Origin of the sequence: Brevundimonas naejangsanensis, from assembly GCF_003627995.1 — a bacterium.
Classification (GTDB): domain Bacteria; phylum Pseudomonadota; class Alphaproteobacteria; order Caulobacterales; family Caulobacteraceae; genus Brevundimonas; species Brevundimonas naejangsanensis_B.
Window position 1 is genome coordinate 2,262,835 of sequence record NZ_CP032707.1, and the last position, 19,021, is coordinate 2,281,855.

Genomic DNA, 19,021 nt, shown 5'->3' on the forward strand with positions numbered 1-19,021 from the left:
TTGTGGTGACTAGGGGCAGGGAGCAATCCTTGCCCCTATTTTTTGCCCGAGAAGTCAATCGAACTAGAGCCCCGCCTGCGCCGTAGATGTCGGGCAGGCCCTCAGGTCACGCCCGCGACTGGAGTACTGACGGGCAGGCGGGGGGCGGCCGTCTGACCGCTGCGCCGCGCGAGGCAAGCTGGCCTCTTCACGGCATGTCTGTTGTCATCTAGACGCCCCTTTGGGCGTACAACGCAGTTTCTTGTTGGGGAGGCGGAGACGTGGGGGAAATCAGGCTCGGAGATCATTTGCTCGTCACGACGCAAGGGCGTGACGCATTGGCTGATCTACGGAAAACATACGTCGGGCTGGCGGCCGGATTGAGTGGGGATTTCCGCGCCAGATTCGATACGCTGCAATCGGCGGATGAGCTTTTCAGCCGGTATCCGGAAGAGATCAACCTGGCGCTTGATCGAACAGTTGCGGCTGTCGCCCGCGATATCGCGCGCGAGCGGATCTATCACTGGGACGAGGCGGCGCTCCGGAAGGATCTGGAAGAGCGTTCGGAGGCGGCCGCGGAAAAGTACGAGCGAATACGCGATCAGTACGTTTCGATCACCGCAAGCGCTGCAGAGCGCGAGGCTCTCCGCGCCGAGGCGGGGCAGAATACGCCGTCGGTGATGGGGGGCGGCTTTGGCGTGGAGGGCGCCGTGCGGGGTATGGCGGTGGCGACAGCCGCCAATGCGGCTATCGGGCTTGTCCATGGCGCCGCCAATGCCGCCGGCAAGGCGGTGGCCGCGAGTGGCGACAGGCGCAAGAAACAGGAACTGCTGAAGGATCCGCAGACGAGGGAAGTCCTTGCCGGGGTCCTTCGCGACATCGCCGTCGAAGGTTATCGGCTGGTCGCCGATATCGTGAACAGCGAACGCAATGAGCCAGGCTATGATGTCGTCACGGCGGAAGCCGGGCGGCGGGCCGCGGCGCTTGCGGAAAACGTGGGCGCGGGACGGGTGCCGGCAGAAGAGGTTCCCGCGGTGCTCGTCGAAGCCATCGGGCTGGATCCCTTTCTGGAAAAGCCCTGGCGTCTCTGGGTTGAAAAGATGGGCGACCGGGACGGCAGCCTGGTACGGGCCGCAGAGGACCTGGGTTTGCCGATCGTCGCCGTTCACAAACAGGATCTTTTTTCGCGCAGGCGCGCGGCCCTGTCATGGTCGACACCGGAGGAGTGTCAGCGCAACGCCGACCTCCTGGAGGAAGACGCCCGGTTTTACGGGCTGCCGTTTGACGACATCCGTCGCGAGATCGAAAGTCGCGCGGAGGCGCTGGACCAGCAGAGGCGCACCTTCAACGGGATTGTCTATCCGACCGTTGAGGACGGTGCGAGAGCGCGCGCCGAGGCAGATGAGATTGCCCGCCGGACCTTTGACGGGGTGGTCTACGCTTCCGAAGCTGAAGCCGGCGAGCGTCGCGATATCGTTTCACGGACATTCCGGAACAAGATTTATAGTACGCCGAATGATGCGGATAGAGCCAAGAACCGGTACTTCCTTTCGGTGAGCGTCTTCTACTGGATCTCGGTCCTTCTGGTTCCCTTTCCAGCCGCCCTTGTGTCGCTCCGTACCGGATTCAATCTGAAGAAGCGCCTGGTCGCGTTTGGCTGGCTGGTGGTTTGCGCCGGCTTCAACATCTATTGGCAGGATATATTCGGTGTCGTGGCGATAGCCGTTGTCGGGACCCTTGTGTTCGCGGCTGCAATTTTGCTGATCTGGATCGAGATCTGGGTTCGCAAGAGCGCCTCGCGGCAGGGCTAATTCTGGCGGGAGCAGCCTGAGCCGGATGAATCCGCATGGCCGATCGGATCCGGTGGAAAGTTTCCGCCCTGCGGGAGCTCCAGCACTGCCGAAGCAGAATGACAAGGCCCGGGAAAGTAGCGGCCGGGTTCAGCTGCAATCTGATGTTTGCAGGAGCGTCCGTTCATCGGCGGCTTCGGCCTCGGCCTGGTTGAGCCAGGCCACCACCTCGAGCCAGTTGCTGACCAGAGAACCCATGGTCACCTCGACCCCATGTTCCGGTTCGATCTTCATGGCCAGCCTGCTCACGAGGTCGGCCATTTCACGAAGGGCCTGGCTGCGGCCGGCGAGCACGGCCGCACGATAGGACGGGCAGTCTGGATTCATGGGGCGACAGTGATCGACATGAGGCCTGACTGTCCAGAGGGCTAAGGGCTCCGCCCTCGCGCGGGCCAGGGTGAAGCGGCTGCGCCGCCGGATTGACCGGTCTCCCCGACCTTCCGCGCCGCCATGACCGCGACAGACGCTATGGCTTCACGCTTGTGCAGGCCGGGCGATCCCCCTCCGGTCGCTCCGCCCTGGCCCTTGCTACCCCGGTCTCGCCGACGGGCAGGGTTGCAGGCGCGCCTTTCGCGTGCCTGCAACCCTTGCCTGGAGGAAGCAGACATGACCGCTCATGACATTCAGACCGCCCCGACGCCGCAGGAGAAGGAGGCGGGGCCGGAGCCCGCGCACGGAGCGGAGATCGTGGTCTCGCTGAACCGGCTCAAGGCCTCGCCGAGGAACGCCAGGAAGGTGCGGCATCCGGAGGCGGCTATCGAGGCGCTGGCCGCCTCGATCCGGGCCAAGGGGGTGCTTCAGGCCCCCGTGGTGGAGATCGAGCGGGACAGGGAGGGCGTTGCGACGGGGAGTTATCTCGTCACCATCGGGGAGGGACGGCGGCAGGCCCTGCGGCTGCTGGTGAAGCGCAAGGCGATCAAACGGACCCACCCGGTCCGGGTGGTGGTCGACACCCTGAACGACGCCCATGAGATCAGCCTGGACGAGAACATCACCCGCGAGGCCATGCATCCCGCCGATCAGTTCGAGGCCTTCCGCAGGCTGGCGGAGGAGAAGGGCTACGGCCCGGAGGAGATAGCCGCGCGCTTCGGGGTGTCGGCCCAGGTGGTGCGGCAGCGTCTGCGGCTGGCGGCGGCGGCCCCCGAACTCATGTCCGCCTATCGCGACGGGACCATCACCCTCGACCTGCTGACGGCCTTCTGCGTCAGCGAGGATCAGGACCGGCAGCGTCAGGTGCTGGCGCAGATGGGGCCTTATCCCTCCGTCTTCGCCATTCGTCGCGCCATGACAGAGGCCAGGGTCCGCGCCGACGAGCGGCGCGCCGTCTTTGTCGGCCTTGAGGCCTATCAGGCGGCGGGCGGGGAGGTGGTGCGCGACCTCTTCACCGAGGACGGCGGCGGCTGGCTGCAGGACCCCGTCCTGCTGGACCGGCTGGTCATGGACAAGCTGGAGGCTCTGGCCGGGGAGGTTCGCCAGCGGGAGGGCTGGAAGTGGACAGAGGCCTGTGCGGAGTTCGCCGAGGTCTCGGCGCTCGGGCGGGTCTATCCCGTTCCCGTGGAACGGTCGGAGGCGGACGCCGCCGAAATCGCGGCCCTCTCGGCGGAATATGACCGGCTGATCAGCGAGACGGATGCGGAGGAGGCATTTCCGCCGGAGGTCGACGCCCGGCTTGAGGCTATCGATAGGGCCTTGCAGGCCCATGGGCCGGACTATGACTACACGCCGGAAGCAAGGGCGCGGGCCGGGGTCATGGTCATGCTCGGCCATGACGGCCTGGCCCGGTTCGAGCGGGGGCTGGTCCGGGCGGAAGACGCGGCGCAGACGCCGCCGCCGTGGGAAGATGACGGAACGACTGACGGCGACGACCCCGGATACGCCCGGGTCGGGGACGCCGCGTCCGACGAAACAGGGGGCGAAGGCGACGCCGCCCGAACCGGGGATGCGCCGGCCCCCTTGTCCGACCGTCTGCTTGTCGATCTGACGGCCCGCAAGACCATGGGGTTGCGGGACGCGGTCCAGGCTGACGTCGGGGCCGCCCTCGCGACCGTGGTTCACGCCATGGCCCTGCAGGTCTTCTATCCGGGCTACGGCGACTTCTCGCCCCTGCAACTGCGTCTGTCGGTCAGCGAACTGGAACGGCTGGCGCCGGGCGTGGCGGACAGCCCGGCCGGGCGACGGGTGGCCGACCGGCTCGAGGCATGGGGCGTCCGTCTGCCGGAAAGGGCGGAAGATCTGTGGGCGGTGGTGTCGGAGCTGCGCCGGTCCGACCTGCTGGACCTTCTGGCCTGCTGCGCGGGCGTCGGCCTCCACGCCGTGCGCGAACCGCATGACCGGCGCCCCGCCGCACGGGCGCAGGCCGAGACGCTGGCGACGGCGGTCGGGCTGGACATGACCGGAACCTGGACCGCCACCGCCGCCAGCTATTTCTCCCGCGTCCCGAAGGCGCGGATTCTGGAGGCGGTGAGCGAGGCGGTCGGCCCGCAGGAGGCCGGGCGGATCGCGGGGCTCAGGAAGGGCGACATGGGCGAGGCGGCGGAGCGCCTGCTCGAAGGCTCGGGCTGGCTGCCGACCGTGCTTCGCGTCGCCCCTCCGGAAGGCGGGGCAGGTGAGGAGGAGGGCGGAGCGACGGCGCAGGCGGTCATGGGGCCGGACGATGCCCCGGCCGGGAGTCGTGTTCAGGGCGGGCATGAGGCTCCGGCCGTGGTCGAGGAGGGTCAGGCCCTCGCGGCGGAGTAGGCCTGACAGGGCAGGGAAGGCCGCGCGTCCGCCAGGCGCGCGGCCGGTTCCTGCTGTCGGAAAAGGCGGGGCTGAGCCGGGCGCTCGCGTCCCTGCGGGCCGCTCGCGGGTGCATCCAGGCATTTCCTCAAGCTCCACGATATAAGGCTGACCAGATGCGCATGTTGATTCCTCTCCTGATCCTGGTCGCCGCCTGCGCGCCCGCGCCCCCGACCATCATGGGGCGGGCCTCGGTGATCGACGGCGACACCCTGGAAATCCATGGGCAGCGGATCCGCCTCTGGGGCGTGGACGCGCCGGAAGGGCGTCAGTCCTGCAACGACGCCTCGGGCGCCGCCTGGGCCTGCGGGCGGATCGCCGCCAACCGGCTCGACCAGCGTCTGCAGAACAGGACCGTCTCCTGTTTCGAACAGGACCGGGACCGCTACGGCCGGATGGTCGCCCGGTGCGAGACGGACGGCGAGGACGTGGGCGCCTGGCTGGTGCGGCAGGGCCTGGCCGTTCGCTACGCCCGGTACGCCGGAGCCGCCTATCTGGTCGAGGAGGCCGCAGCCCGGCGGGAGAAGGCGGGCGTCTGGGCCGGAAACTTCACCAGGCCCGAGGACTGGCGCCGCGAGCGCAGGGGAGGGAAGTGATGCGCGAGGCGGCAAGCTTGTCCGTGCTTGCGATTGCGCGCCCTGTCTGGGAGACTCCTTCCCGATGAACAGGAGCCTCGATCATCTGCCGAGCCTGAAACGCGCCGAACTCCTGCGGGTGGTCGATGTGCTCAAGAGCTCGTTCTCGGAGGCCATGTCCACCAGACGGGCCGACCGCCTGAAGAACGGACGCATCCTCAAGATCATCCTCTACGGATCATACGCCCGGGGCGACTGGGTGCATGATCCGGTGGGGCGCTACTTCTCGGATTTCGACATCCTGATCGTGGTCGATCATGAGGATCTGACCGACAGCGAGATCTGGGACGCGGCGCTGTGGCGGACGACGCCGGGGGTGTCGCGGCTCAGGACGCCGGTGAGCTTCATCGTCCATAGCCTGGACGACGTGAACCATCAGCTGGAGCGGGGACGGTCCTTCTTCGCGGACATCCTGCGCGAAGGGATCGTCCTGCATGACACTCCGGGCGTGAAGTTCGTGAAGCCAGGCGAGCTGTCGCCTAAGGTGGCGCTGGCCGAGGCAGAGGAGCATTTTGCGGAGTGGTTTTCGAGCGCTAGCGAGTTTGCTGAAGGTGCGCGCTTCTTTGAAGGGCGGAAGAACTACAAACTAGCGGCCTTCAATCTGCATCAGGCGACGGAGCACCTTTACCATTGCGTGCTGCTTGTGCTGACGCTTTACAGCCCGAAGTCACACAACCTCGTCTTTCTCCGTCGTCGCTGCGAGCCGATGGACGCCCGTTTGCGAGAAGCATTTCCAAGCGAGACGAAGTTTGAGCGACGCTGCTTTGAGCTCTTGCGCGCCGCCTATGTGAAGGCGCGGTATTCAAAGCACTACAGGATCACCGCCCCGGAACTGGCCTGGCTGACCGAACGCGTCGGGGTCCTGTCCGGTCAGGTGAATGCGATCTGCGAAGAGCGGATAGCAGATATGAAGGTGCTGGCGGACGCGGCCTGAATTCTCAAGGGACGGCTGTGCGGGACTTGCCAGACGCTTGTGACCTCACCGTGGGGGTCCTCGCGGTCATCGCTCAGGCAGAGCGGGAGGCGATCTCGCAGCGCACTAATGCGGCCCTAGGAACGGTGAAGGCTAGCTCGCCGCTGGGGAAGCGCACGTGTCTCGCCGCTCCGGCATGCCGGTAGCCCGGTTGAATAACCCCCCAGGGAGCTGAGCCCCTTCGTCGGGCTGCTGCTGGGAACGCCGCTGGATTGGCTGCAGCGAAGGCAAACGCGGATTCATACGCCTGCGACCTTGCCCCGGCTGTGGAGCGGCTCCGCGCGCAGAGGTGCACCTCCCTCGCGTCTTTTGCGGCCGCCCTAAACTTGGCGGGAGAGCGTGCTCCTCGGGATGGCACTTGGCACCCGTCCTCGCAACCTCTTTGCGCGTCTCGGAAGAGCCCAAGTAGGGAGGTCTTAGGACAGCAAGCCTGACAAATCGATCTGAGTGATGATCCCTTCGCGGGTCATGAAACTGAGTCCGCGGGCTTCGAAAGCCGCCTGGATGGCGACCAAGTTATTACGGTGCGGAGTCCTTGCGCTCCGTTCGAAATCGACCACCGTCTGGGCGGATACGCCTGCGAGTGTCGCAAGCTCGCGCTGTGTTATCCCAAGTGCCGCTCTAGAAGCTCGACAAACCGCAGGAGTCACTTCAAATGCCTAATGTTTGATAATTTCATTGACTTTGTGGTTTCTTCGACATAAAGACCGACGTGGAATCAGTGCAGGTTTAACGCATGCTCACCAAATCAGCGATGTCACAGCCCTCTGCAGCGGCGTTGACGGCTATCGAATCTTTCTGTGGCGCAGGAGGAATGTCCCTCGGCCTGATGGCGGCGGGATTCGACGTGAGGGCCGCGTTCGATAACAACCCTGTTGCCATACGAACTCACAATCTCAATATCGATGAGCGAGGGCACGTACGAGACGCGCGTCAAGTAACAGGGGAGGAGCTCACGGAGCTGAGCGGTCTCGGTCGCAACCGGTTGGATCTCTTCAGCGGTGGCCCGCCCTGCCAAGGCTTCTCGAAGCAGCGCCGTGGAGCGCACCTACTGAGCGACCCCCGCAACTCTCTTGTCCTAGAGTACGCGCGGCTTGTGGAGGAGCTTCGCCCTCGAGCGTTCCTGTTCGAAAACGTAGAGGTGTTTGGGCAGAAGCGGGGCGGCGATCTCGTCGATGAGGTTCGTGTTCGTCTCAAACAGTATCGTATATACACTTTCTTCGTCTGTAGTTCCGATTTCGGACTGGCTCAGCGTCGCGGTCGCTTCCTGATGATCGGGATCGATAAAACTGAAGACGGGGGCGCGCCGTTACTCGAAATGGTTTCCAGGCGAGCGACTGTGCGGGACGTGATCGGCCATCTCCCACCTCCTCCCGCAGACTACTCCGAGCACCCCACAATCCCCAACCACATCAAGTGCAAGATCTCTCAGGCGAACGAAGAACGTTTCTCGCATGTACCGCCTGGGGGTGGGTGGCAGGATATCCCGTGGGAGCTCCGGCTTCCCTGCCACCAAGTCGCTGACGTAAAGTCAGGAGGCTGGCCTGACGTCTATGGTAGGCTGGAGTGGGATGGGCAATGCCCGACCCTGACCGCAGGCTTCGATAGTTTCAGCCGTGGCCGTTACGGGCACCCAGATCAGAACCGCTCTTTGACGCTACGCGAGGGCGCTCTCTTGCAGGGCTTTCCTCAGGACTTCCGCTTCTTGGGGACGCGTGGGGACGTGCGGCTTCAGATTGGCAACGCCGTGCCCCCGCCTGTGGCACAAGCAGCTGGGGAAGCCATTTCGCGTGTCCTTAAACGCGAAAGCGCCAGTCCTGCCCTGCGGATAAACCCTAATGAATTAGCGCCGGCTTCAGCCCAACTCGCCCTCGGTCTCTAGCGGGCAAGAAGATCTGCGACGTCGCCGAACAGGTCGCCGAGCGACCTTACCGGGACCACCCTCTGCATGTCCGGTGCTGCATATCTCTGCGGCACATCGCAGTAATAGAGCCCGCCAAGCGGGGCGAGGTACTTCTGAAAGAGCTTGACGGTGCCAGGGACGCAGACTTGTTTGACCGTCTTCGTCTTGTCGTCGAGCTGGGTCTCGCTGATGCACACCAAGAGTGAAGAATATCGGTTAGGGCCGAAGGCTGAGTCGAGAATGCGCTGGTGGGCAAAGGGCTGAACGATACGCTCTCGAGTGGTGATTTTCAGCGGGAGCACAACACCTGTATTAGCGTCGTTAGTCCGTCTTATGACTAGGTCGGTAGACACACTCCCTGGCCCATCGCCGTCCTCAACTGGAGCAGGGTCAACCTCTTCCTCCGCCGCAGCGTCGACGTCGCCGTCGTGCAGCAGTTCGGTCAGGGCAATGTGCTTTGAGAACACGGCGTCAGGCAGCATCTCCTGGAAAAGGGCTGCCATGATGATCTCGAACGTTGTGCCTGGGGTCTTGCGGCTCCCGCGTTGCCAAAGGTCGTAAGCACATGCCACGGCCATGACGGATGTATAAACCACGGCATTGGCCAACGACTTTTCAGCGTCTTCCCACGTTGCTGGTCCGAGGCGGAGAGCCTCGCGGAGGGTGCGGAACTTTGCTGCAAACTCGGCAGGTGCGGCGATGTACAAATCTCCCCGAACCGGCCGTGATGTCTCGCGTCCGACGAAAAAGGCCGAATAGGTGACTGCGGGTCGCCCCGCGTACTGCCCGTACTCCGTCAGTTCAGCTTCTCTAGCGAGTTTGCCGTGCGCGGAAACGAGGAGGGCGAGGGTGGAGTCCGCGTGTGGCCGGAGGCGATTATAGTCTGTGCTCGCCGCCTTAAAGAGCGCCTTAATCTCATCCATCACCCGACTCGCCTCAGTTCTGAAGCCGGATACCTTCATCTCGTGTCTCAAGAGTCAACGAGCCGGCCTCCTCCTCAGAAGCACTGGCACTGCCTAAGGCGGCATGGGTGTGCTTTCCAAACGGCCTTTTTGATCCGGCAGCTATCAGACGACGAGTCCCGGCCCCAGCCTTTTTCGAAACACCCGGCTAGTTGTGCGGTTTACGCCCGCACTGAGAGGCTCCGATAACCTCGGGCGACTGCTACACAACCGCGTCTCAAAGTGCGACGCCTCGACAAGAGCGCGGCCTTGTAAACGGCTGTTTCTGCGGTATTTTCCCGCTAGGAAAAGGTGGTTCCGCTTAAGTGACTCGAACACCTGACCCCTCATTAGGAATGCGACGGGTCACTGGCCTTGAGGGGACCTCCCAAGATTCGCATTTTTCGCCATGAGCGGACTTTGAGTTTGCTCCTATTTCCGGACATTAGGACATCGTTGAAAGCCCATCATGCTAGCTAGGCGAGTGGTGGCGTCGCTGCAATAAGGATTCTCCGATGCCTGACCGGCAAGTCGAACGAGCTGTCCAACTCCTCGACGAACTCGAGCGTAACCGCGAGATGTCTGCGGTGGACGTCGAACACGCTGTCTACGGCGTACTGACGGCAGCCGGCTATGCCGTCAGCACCCCGTCCCCGGGCAGACCCGATATCGGGATCGATATGGAGTTCCAGGGGCGGATCAACGGCGAGCCAGAACGGGTCGGGGTCGAAGTCAAATCACACAGAGGCAAGGTTAGCGGCCAAACCATCTACAAGGCGATGGACGCGATGCGCGCGACTGGCCTAGACCGCATTCTGATTGTTGCTTTGGGTGGCTACAGCAACTTGGCCCTCGAGCGCGCAGGCATTGAACGCCTTGGCAAGGTTGATTTGCTCGACATTCCAGACCTTCGGTCTTGGCTTCAGCGACACGAAACCTTCGACGAGCCTGAAACGAAGAGCGTCCGCCAAATCCTACGGCACGCGATGCGCGAGTTGGCATTACGCCTCGCTGTCGAGCCTACCGAAATCTACGATGTTGAATGGCGAGACATGGAACGTCTGCTGGGAGAGGTTTTTCAGCGTCTTGGCTTCACTACACACGTGACCCCATCTGCCAAGGACGGTGGCATCGACGTACATCTAGTAGATCCCGAAGGCCGTGCTTTCATCGTTGAGGTCAAACACTGGCTCAGCAAGGTGGGGACTGGGGCGGTCAAGCGCTTAGTCGAAGTGACCGCCCGTAAGGGAGCTAGGTCGGGCTTGCTCTTAGCTACCGGCGGCTTCGCTGACGTTATCTTCGATGGCCTCATCGAAGTTAAGGCTCCAGTCCGTCTTGGAGATGCGAATAAGATCGTCTCCTTGTGTCAGGCGTTCTACCGAGCTGAGACCCAGCTCTGGCAGCCAGACAACTCACTAGAAGACCTTTTGTTGGCCGAGACGCTGGCCCTGTCCGACCCGCCTATCGTTCCAACGATCTGAGGTTTGCTCAGCGCCAGAACCGGACGGTGGATTAGGCGCGGCCTGCGGACTGCGTGGCGGACAGCCCTGCCGGCTACAGCCCGCCGAACTGCTATGGTGAGGCCTAGTCGAGCGGCGGGAGCGCGGTGTGAGAAAGGGATTTCAGGGCAAGACCTGCGCCTATTGCGGCGAACTGGGGATCAGTTCCACAAGCGACCACGTGATCCCTCGCCAATTTGTCCCCAAGAACCTTCGGGCGAACCTCCCTCAGGTTCCCGCCTGCGCTGCCTGTAATAACGCCAAGTCGGCCGACGAACACTATCTGGCGACCGTTCTGCCGCTCGGCGGCAACCACTTGGCGTCCTCGGCCACGCTGGAGCTAGACGTCCCTCGCCGGCTGGCGAAGAACCGGCGCCTCCATCGCGAGCTAGCCGCCAGTCAGACTGATATCTGGCTCAACCTTGGCGGAGGGATCGAGTCGACAATCGGGTTCAGCATCGAGGCCGACCGGGTCCTTCGCTACGCCCGCTGGATGATCCAAGGCCTCCACGCCCACCATTGGGAGCCGGTGCCAAAAGGAACTTGGGTTGGAGCCGGCGTCCTCACTCCGGCCGGTCAGAAGTTCCATCTTGGATTCATGAACATGGGCGGGCTCCGGCTGCGCGGTGACATCGGCGACGGTCTCTTCAGCTACGCCGCCCGCCGATCTTTCGAGAAGCCCTACATCAGCGCCTGGTGGCTGCGCCTGTTCGGCGGGGTGATGTTGGGCGGCGATCCGAACGTCCCAGGCTTCGCCAGCCCCGACCTGTTCGGCCTGATAGGACCCCGGCCCATCCCCGAACTCTTCGCTGATGTCCGCTAGGTAGTGCAGTGGGGCAATCTTGTGCCTCCAATACTTTCGGGCGGGGAGCGCCAGGAGCGGACATTGGCCCGCTGCCCTGAATCCGACGCTCAACGGATTGGTCTGCGAAGGTCTTCAGCCCTAACCCTCAACCTCCTCGCCGCGAGGAACTCTGGGCCGGACATCTAAAGGCGCTGAAAGATCGGTTCGCGGCCCACTTTGGGCCGGCGTCACCGATCCGGCCGCTCACACACCGGACGAGCGAACGGGGCAATATGATCGTCGAACGCTGGCCGCCGCCGCTCCTTCTGTTCTGCGACTAGGCCCGTCGAAGGCGCGCGCGCAGGGCGTGGGGATCTTCAGGAAATGGCGCGTCTAAGAAGTGGCCATCGGCCCAGTCCCGGAGATAGGCGCGGGCCTGCCGGCCGGCCACGGTGGTCGGCATCCTGCTGTCCAGATACAGCAGGACCTCGCGCCAGTCGGGGCGGTATTTGATCAGTTCGGTGAGCAGCTGACCGGACGCCGCCTCGCCCTTCCACGCCGGCAATCCGACTGTGTGGACGGCCTGCATGAAATCTCGGACCACAGAGGTGTGCGAGAGAATTTCAGCGTTACGGCACCCGATGTATTTAATGGCCGCGCCGAACAGGGCGTCGGCCTGCGGATCGTCCAGCGTGAGCAAGTCCAGCAGCATGGGGACGTCGAGCCAAATATGGTCATGTCGGCCTGCCGCCAGCCGCGCCACTGACCGGACGAAGTCCGCCCGCGAAAGACCGCCGGCCTCAGACAAGCGCGCGAGGGTGACCTGCAGCCAGGCGCCCGCCCCCCGCTCAGCTGACGCAGTCTGAGGTCATCGGACAGAAGCAGGGTCACCCGGCTCCGCGCCAAGTGGAGCGGGTCGACGATCTGCCCGCTCCTGAGCCAGCCGATTTTCTCGAGGTCCAGTTCTACGTCATCGGACCCGTCGTTGGGGGCGATCTCGCAGTGGGCGCGGATGTCCTCCACCGCCGCATCGATCAAGGCCATGACCTTGTCGCCGCGATCGGCCGGGTGAATCTCCCGGACAGCCTGGTCCCCGTCGAACGACAGGGTCATGCTTTCGCGGCCCCGGTTCATCTCCGACTTGCCTCGGACCTCCAGCAGCTCGTCCAGGCTTGATCGGGGCAGGATAAGCTGTCCGAACCACGCCTTCAGTGCGGGTAGGACGCCGAGATGGTGCGCCGTCCAAGCTGTGAAGGTATCGAGCACCGCGCCCCTTCCTTTCGCGGCATCGACGGCAGCCTCGGCCTCGCGCCGCTCGATCTCGGCGCCGGTGCAGGTCAGCAGGGCCACATCAATCACCGGCAGCCGTTCGACGAACTCGATCGTACTGACGTGACTCATGGCCGCGACCACAGAGACTGGCAGCTTCAGGTCCACATAGGCCTGGATCACCGCCCTGGTCTGGGTGTCGAGCTTGCGGACCATTTCCAGCATCGGCTCGATGTCCCCGTCCTTCATGGTCATCCCGACCAGGCTGTTGTCTTCGGGGAACCGAGTCGCGTGACTGCGCATCACGTCGTGCAGAAGCCAGACGTATTTGTGCTTGATCTCGCGCAGTGTGTAGGTGCGATCCGGCCCCAGGCCGGAAGAGGGCAGGACGACGGTGTCGCCCACGACCTTGCCTTCCATGGCACGCACGAGCGGATGATCCGGCGCATAGCGTCCCTCGCCTGGCGCCGCCTCGACGATGCCGCTCACATCGGGAACCCCGACGCCAGCCAGGTCGAACCAGACATCGGGTGCGACAGTGCTCACCGCGACGGCGTCCGGGAGCGCCTCACTCATGAAGAACAGGCTCGGATAGCTCGCGACCACATCCTCGCGGTCGCGGCCCTCAACCACCGCGCGGTAGCCGATGGCCAGGGCCTGGTCAGCCCGTCCGTCACGACGGAGCAGGTAGGCCATCCGCATCCTGTCGCGCAGTTCGCCCACGCCGTCATCGGGATGATCCTGGATCAGGCGCGCGGCCTCGCTGCGTTTCCCGTCACGCTCAAGCACGTTCTGCAGCGTCAGCCGCGACCGGAGATCCCTCGGCTCTGCCTTGAGCGCACGGCGCAGATGACGCTCCGCCAGACTCAGATCACCGCGCCGAGCTTCCGCCTCGCCGGCCAGCCGGGCGTAGTTGAAGGTCTCGAGCACCGGCGCGGCGAGTGAGGTGAAGAAGGCGTGGATCCGCGGTCGGGGCGACGCATTTGCGAAGGACCATGCGAGCCAGGTCAGAGGCTCTGACGGCGCATCCGTCGCAACCTTCCCATCCAGCGCGGCGATGACGCCGTCGAAGTCCTGGTCGAACACCATCAACTGGGCGAGCATCAGCCGGTCCGGATAGGGGGTATCCGAACGCAGCATCGCCAGCGCCTCTTCCTTCAGTCGCTCGGCAGACGAGTCATCCGCATGCCGGGCGATATCCGCCGCCACCACCCTCGTGGTCAGGCGGTCCGGCCAGGCTTTCAGCAAGGCCGTCGTCGCCTCGCCGATCTCCGCCGGGTTGGAAGCGCAGCGGGCGCGGTAGAGCATGGTGTCGAACATCTGCCGCTGGTCTTCGTCCACGCGCTCGCGGCGGTCGGGGGTCGCGAAGGCGATGACCTCGGCCCAGTCGCTCCGATGGGACCAGGCGTTCAACATCATCAGGGTCCGGTACGACGACTCCGGCAGCGGCTCCATCAGGGAGAGGGTCGTCTCCAGGTCCCGTCGGTCGAGCGCCAGCTGTGCCGCATTAGCCCGCAGGTCCGGATCGTCCGGCGCGTGTTTGAGCGCATCGTCGATGATGTCCTGGGCGCCGGCGCGATCGTTCAAGCCGCGCAGGGCCGTCGCCAGGTTACAGGCGACAGCAAGGGAGTTGGCCTGGTTCACGACCTCGGACTGACGCAGCGTGTCCCAGAGCCCGGTCAGGATGTCCCTAACTTCGGTTAGCCTGGCCAAGTCGTCGTCCGCCAGGGCGATCGCGCGCGCGAAGGGCACAGTGCTCGCCACCTCTCCGAGGAGGGCGTCCGCATAGTGCTGCGCGATCGACTCGTCGTCTCCGAACCGCGCCCGCGCCGACCGCGCGAGGTCCCGCCAGGTTTCGTCGGCGGCGTCCACGCGCCGCAGCCAGCTGATGCGAGAGTTGACGACGTGCCGGTCGTCGAGAAGGTCCGCGGGGGTCAGCGCGACCGGATCGGGCGCACCATCCACACGCCCGGCAAGCTCGTACAGGAAGGTGACGGCGCCCACATTGGCGGGGTCTTCTGCGACCACCGCCCGCGCGAACTCCACCGCCGCCGCGCCGTCTCCGGTCAGCAGCAATCCCAGAATCCGGTTCCCGCGAACCTTTGGGTCAGCGGGGTTGATATCGTAGGCCTCCAGAAGAAGTTTGCCGCCCTTGGCTTCCTCGCCGAGATGGAGATGGGCGATGCCCCTGTTCGCCCGGACACGCGCCCGCACCGCGACCCCGACATCTGCACCGAGATCGTCTTCCAGCGTCTTGAGCAGCCCCAAGGCCGTCCTGGGCTTTCCGGCGTGGATGAGGTCGCGCAGACCGTCGATCTGCTTGTCCAGATGAGCTTCGAGCGCCGTGCCGCGGGCCGTATCCATCGGGGCGACCGTGGCGGTCAGATGGACGATCCGCTCGAGGATCAGGTCGCTCTTGTCCTTAACCTGCTGCCCGACACCCAGCGTCTCGGTGGCGACGACCAGCAACGCGTCCATCGCGGGGCTGTGACCGGGATCAAAGGCGTCGCGCGCCTTCTGGTCGCCCCGGATCTTCTGCTGAAGCGTCTCCCAGCCGAAAACCTGGATGTCGATCGTCCGGCCCAGCTTCTGCTGCCCCTGCGACAGCTCCAGGGCCAGCCGGTCGAACGAGGGGTCGTCCGACGCCGTGGTGACGATGTAGTATTCCGTGAGATGCGGCGTGACCGTCAGCGCCGCCGCCGTCTCCTCGCGGATTTCCTTTTCCGTCAGCCGGCCGCCCTTGGTCTTCAGCTTGCACTGGACACCGACCGGCTGCATCGGATCGCGCGCCCGGCGGCCGATCAGGTCCAGACCGCTCTGACCCTGCCCCCTGGCCCCGTAGGTCTTGACGTTTGGGTCGCCGAGCAGGCCGGCGAACAAGACGACGCACTTCTCCTCGAAGTCCTTGTCGTTGGCGGGCATGGGAATGATGGTCGAGGAGAGCATGGGCCTTTGTTCCGTCGACAGGACGGTCAGGCGCCTCGGTCGTTTCACCGCTCAATATACGATCGACGCGCGGCCTGGGCCACCACGGTTTTGTCAATCGACCCGCCCGAAGATCAGTCGGGCGTCGTCTCGTCATCCCCATCGTCACCACCGAGGCCGTTGGCCGCCCAGTTGGCGGCCAGGGTCTCCCCGATGCTGGTCACCCTCTCGTAGCCGAACCAGCTCCTGACGAACTCGCTCTCGTCGGCTGTGCTCGCGTAGACGTATTTCTGGGCTCGGACGGTCACGAACTTGCGGGCGAGGTCGATCGTGTGGTGAACGGGCGACCGGGTGACGTCACGGGCGAAGCCTCTGTCCCAGAAGGCCATGAACAGGTGCCTCGGCCCGATGGGCAGGAGAATCTGCCCGTTTTCCTTGCCGATCCCGTTGCTGGTGAAGATGGGCCGATCGCTGGTCAGGAACGGCTCACTGTCATCGTGACTGACCATGACGAACCATTCCATCTGCAGGATGCGTTCCGCCAACCCACCGTGCATGACAAGGGAATGTAGAAGGCGGTGGCCGAGCTGCTGGCCGCCGCGTTCATTCGACCCGGCTTCGCTGATGAGCCATTCCTCCATGGTCAGCGGGTCGTCGGGCCCTTTCCTTTTCTCGTACTCGGCCTGGGTTTTCGGATCGGGAGCTGCCCACATTTCGGTCGCGGCATCCTTCAGCGCTCTGGTGCTCTCTGGCCCGCGTATGATCATTCCGAGCAGGAAGTAGCTCCACCATTGCTTCTCATCGGGTTCCAACTCCTCGCCGCCCGTTTCGATCATGCGCTGGACGATCTTCGCCGCCTCGGTGTCGAGCCTGCCGAACAGCCGGGTTTCGATGCTGGTGGCCGCCTCGCCCAAGGCCGGAAAGGTATAGAGCTTCGGCTCGAACCCGACGCTCTTGGGAACCTTCCAGTCGACGGTGACCTCGCCCGTCGGCAGCTTCTGGTACACGGCTAGCTTGCCCTCTTCGTTGCACCACTGCTGGAGCAGGAATTTCGGCACATAGTGGTGCCGCCAAGGTTCATTGGGAGGCTTGGCAGTCATAGGTCAGCTCGGCGTCGGAAGTTCAATCCCGCCCGCATCAGGATGGGCGGCCAGTGTAGTACTCGCAGGGCCTCAACAATCACAGCTGCGACTTCTGGAACCGGCGCGACAGACCCTAGACCAGCGGGGCACGATTACCCGAGACGCCGGACAGCCCAGCCGCGCGCTCATCCGGATCGACGCCGAGCACCACTTCCGCCTGCCGGCCGGCCTCGGTCTCCGTATGTGCACGATCCGATCGACCGCGTGACTGATCGGGCGACGGAATACAGGGGTCGACACCTCCGCGCCACAAGGAGAAATCGGCCTTGAGCGTAAAACCAGACATTGGCGGCCAGAGATAAGCGCTGCAGACCTAGACCGTACACGATGACCACATAGAGGCGTCTGGCAAGCGTTGCCCGGATTCAAAAACCCGGATGTAAAACACGCAACCACGCCGCAGATTGGCTCGATATCTGAGCGCTCGACATCCGACGGCGCTTAGGCGTCGACTACCGCGACCAGTTGCGCGCCACAGGCCATTGCGGAAAGGCGAGAGGCGAGGAGCAGCGTGTTTAGCTGCTGCATCCGCAGCAGCCGGTTATTACCCTTGGCGAGTGTTTCGCAGGCCGTCACCTCCGCCTGTGTCAACCGGGGCTGCACGACCATCGCGACCTTCTTGTATCGGTCAGGGAGCTGTCCGATCGCCTTCAGAAAATCATCGCGGTTCTTCTGCCGGACGCCGTCTTTCCAGACAGCTGAACCGATCTTCTTGCCCTTGCCTTTAGTAAGCTCCGCTCCAAGAGGTCGGCGCTCGAGGTGGCGCAGGTTCTTTACGGCTTGGGAGACGACGATCTCAAAATCGGAGACAGACGCTTGGCGGTCCGGCTTTGCACTGCCCGACGCTTTCACATGCACCAGGGTGACGATCTTGGTCGTAGGATCAAGATGAATGAAATCGGCCAGCTCCATCGATCCATCATCACATGCGAGCCAGCCCGTCGGCTTTCCAGCCGCGTCGACAAAGAGTTTCTCGAGGACGAACGCGAAGAGGGAGTTGTCACCGTTCGTACCGATGGCGCTTGAAAGCGACTGCGGCTTGGTGAAAGCGGGTTTTTCCTTCTCAAGGTCGTAGCCCTGGAACGATTGGAACGTCCAGTCAAATGGTTGATCCGTATACTGACTGGAATAGCAGCGCCCCTGCGCGATGGCGTGGCCGCTTTCGTAGTGGATTTTGATTATATCCGGGTCGGTCAGCGCCCGCCGGCACTCGTGATGATCCTTGGTGCTCGATGTGGCGGCATCCTTCCACGTCAGGTCGAGGCCCACCATGCCATCGATGAAGGTCACTGCGAGGTCGGCTTGACCCAGGGAAACGCCCAGGAGAGTGCAGTCGACAACAAGGGAGAGGCCGGGCACGGCCCCTGGAGGTGGTGACGCCACCTCAAAAGAAGCGTCATAGGCCCACTTGCGAGCGAACTCGAAGTCGGCGGCGTCGACCGCATCTTCAGATAGGAGATCCTTTGGCGTCAGGATGATCTCATAGGCGCCTTGGACCGCAGAGACATCTGTGATCTGCTGCGCCAGCATCGCAAATCGTGGAGAGGTCGACGCCGTTTGCGCGTGAAGGAAAACACGCTCCATCGTGGCGACAAAATCATCCAGCGATTTCTGACGACCGACCCAGATCCGACCGCCGCCGGGTGCAGCACCGATCGAGGCCGGGCGGTTCTTCGCATCGACAAGGCCAGGAACACCCGGACGGCTTCTGACCGCTGACAATACAAAAGTTTGGTCGCCCAGAGGATCCAAGGCATGCTCGAGCGCCGAGCCTGTCAGTGATTTGCTGTTCGGCTTGACCGCAGTCGGCGTATGCACGCCGCTTAGATGCAGTACCGAGGCGTCGTCTCCGACAAAGGGTTCGATGGCCGCGCGTGGCACCGGTCGGGCGGGCTTTAAGCGCTTGAGGATGCGGTCGCGCATGGCGCCATCTGAGGCGTTCAGAGCTGCCCGCGTCCCTTGAACGGCGATGATAAGCAACTGATGCGTCTTATCGCTCAGCGTGTCGGGCGCAGCCCAGGCCGGTGACCGTACCTCTTCGTAGATGATCGTCCGGAGATAGAACTCGCGGACCTGGTCATCGGTCTCGTTGATCACGCGTCGTGTGACGCCCTCAGACCCTCGGATTTTCGCTTTCGCCGCTTTTCCGATCTTATCGCGCAGGATGGCGTCGGCGGATTGGTCCGCGCTGTCCAACAAGGCAGGCGCGAGAAACGGAGTGAGGTCTCGAGTGGATATCGGTGCCCGTGCCATGGTCGTACATCATCCCCCGTGACGCGGCCTTGCATCCGCTTACTGCAAAGCCTGTAATCACGCCCTGGTTGAGTGTCCAGTTTTCTGCGCGTC

General features: G+C 63.8%; 13 protein-coding genes. 7 read left to right on the forward strand and 6 right to left on the reverse strand.

Annotated elements, in window-relative coordinates; translation table 11 throughout:
• Positions 1-287 precede the first annotated feature (287 nt).
• Positions 288-1,790 (forward strand): hypothetical protein, encoded by a 1,503-nt coding sequence (locus D8I30_RS10765; protein WP_162938868.1) that lies wholly within the window; start codon positions 288-290, stop codon positions 1,788-1,790.
• Positions 1,791-1,919: 129 nt separating this feature from the next.
• Here D8I30_RS10765 and D8I30_RS14455 read toward each other — a convergent pair whose 3' ends face one another.
• Positions 1,920-2,156 (reverse strand): hypothetical protein, encoded by a 237-nt coding sequence (locus D8I30_RS14455; RefSeq protein WP_162938869.1) that lies wholly within the window; start codon positions 2,154-2,156, stop codon positions 1,920-1,922.
• A 279-nt stretch (positions 2,157-2,435) separates the two neighbouring features.
• Between D8I30_RS14455 and D8I30_RS10770 the strand changes: the two genes are divergently transcribed.
• The 3 genes from D8I30_RS10770 to D8I30_RS10780 all read left to right on the forward strand — a co-directional run bounded on the left by D8I30_RS10770 (position 2,436) and on the right by D8I30_RS10780 (position 6,173).
• Positions 2,436-4,565, forward strand: a complete 2,130-nt coding sequence (locus D8I30_RS10770) for a ParB/RepB/Spo0J family partition protein (RefSeq protein WP_121482743.1) — start codon at positions 2,436-2,438, stop codon at positions 4,563-4,565.
• A gap of 161 nt (positions 4,566-4,726) precedes the next feature.
• On the forward strand, positions 4,727-5,200 hold the full coding sequence (locus D8I30_RS10775; protein ID WP_162938870.1) for a thermonuclease family protein: 474 nt from the start codon (positions 4,727-4,729) through the stop codon (positions 5,198-5,200).
• A gap of 64 nt (positions 5,201-5,264) precedes the next feature.
• Positions 5,265-6,173, forward strand: a complete 909-nt coding sequence (locus D8I30_RS10780; protein ID WP_121482745.1) for a HEPN domain-containing protein — start codon at positions 5,265-5,267, stop codon at positions 6,171-6,173.
• A 455-nt stretch (positions 6,174-6,628) separates the two neighbouring features.
• On the opposite strand, the gene D8I30_RS15120 is transcribed toward D8I30_RS10780, so the two are convergent.
• Complete coding sequence (locus tag D8I30_RS15120; protein ID WP_121482746.1) at positions 6,629-6,862, reverse strand: helix-turn-helix domain-containing protein; 234 nt, start codon at positions 6,860-6,862, stop codon at positions 6,629-6,631.
• A gap of 104 nt (positions 6,863-6,966) precedes the next feature.
• On the opposite strand from D8I30_RS15120, the gene D8I30_RS15125 reads away from it, so the two are divergent.
• Positions 6,967-8,094: a DNA cytosine methyltransferase gene (locus tag D8I30_RS15125; RefSeq protein WP_121483497.1), complete on the forward strand. Its 1,128-nt coding sequence runs from the start codon at positions 6,967-6,969 to the stop codon at positions 8,092-8,094.
• On the opposite strand, the gene D8I30_RS10795 is transcribed toward D8I30_RS15125, so the two are convergent.
• Positions 8,091-9,077 (reverse strand): hypothetical protein, encoded by a 987-nt coding sequence (locus D8I30_RS10795; RefSeq protein ID WP_205570698.1) that lies wholly within the window; start codon positions 9,075-9,077, stop codon positions 8,091-8,093. The genes D8I30_RS15125 and D8I30_RS10795 overlap by 4 nt on opposite strands.
• 494 nt (positions 9,078-9,571) lie before the next feature.
• Here D8I30_RS10795 and D8I30_RS10800 point away from each other — a divergent pair, with 494 nt between their 5' ends.
• Positions 9,572-10,537 carry a restriction endonuclease gene (locus tag D8I30_RS10800; RefSeq protein WP_121482747.1) on the forward strand — a complete coding sequence of 322 codons (966 nt, stop codon included), beginning with the start codon at positions 9,572-9,574 and terminating at the stop codon, positions 10,535-10,537.
• A 127-nt stretch (positions 10,538-10,664) separates the two neighbouring features.
• A complete protein-coding gene (locus D8I30_RS10805; RefSeq protein WP_121482748.1) occupies positions 10,665-11,378 on the forward strand; it encodes an HNH endonuclease in 714 nt (237 codons plus the stop codon).
• A gap of 474 nt (positions 11,379-11,852) precedes the next feature.
• Here the strand turns inward: D8I30_RS10805 and D8I30_RS10815 are convergent, their stop codons facing one another.
• The 3 genes from D8I30_RS10815 to D8I30_RS10825 all read right to left on the reverse strand — a co-directional run bounded on the left by D8I30_RS10815 (position 11,853) and on the right by D8I30_RS10825 (position 18,928).
• Positions 11,853-15,554, reverse strand: coding sequence for a PIN domain-containing protein (locus tag D8I30_RS10815; RefSeq protein WP_121482750.1), 3,702 nt, complete (start codon positions 15,552-15,554; stop codon positions 11,853-11,855).
• A 113-nt stretch (positions 15,555-15,667) separates the two neighbouring features.
• Positions 15,668-16,633, reverse strand: a complete 966-nt coding sequence (locus D8I30_RS10820; protein ID WP_121482751.1) for a DUF4238 domain-containing protein — start codon at positions 16,631-16,633, stop codon at positions 15,668-15,670.
• A 483-nt stretch (positions 16,634-17,116) separates the two neighbouring features.
• Positions 17,117-18,928, reverse strand: coding sequence for a hypothetical protein (locus tag D8I30_RS10825; protein WP_205570699.1), 1,812 nt, complete (start codon positions 18,926-18,928; stop codon positions 17,117-17,119).
• Positions 18,929-19,021: the final 93 nt, after the last annotated feature.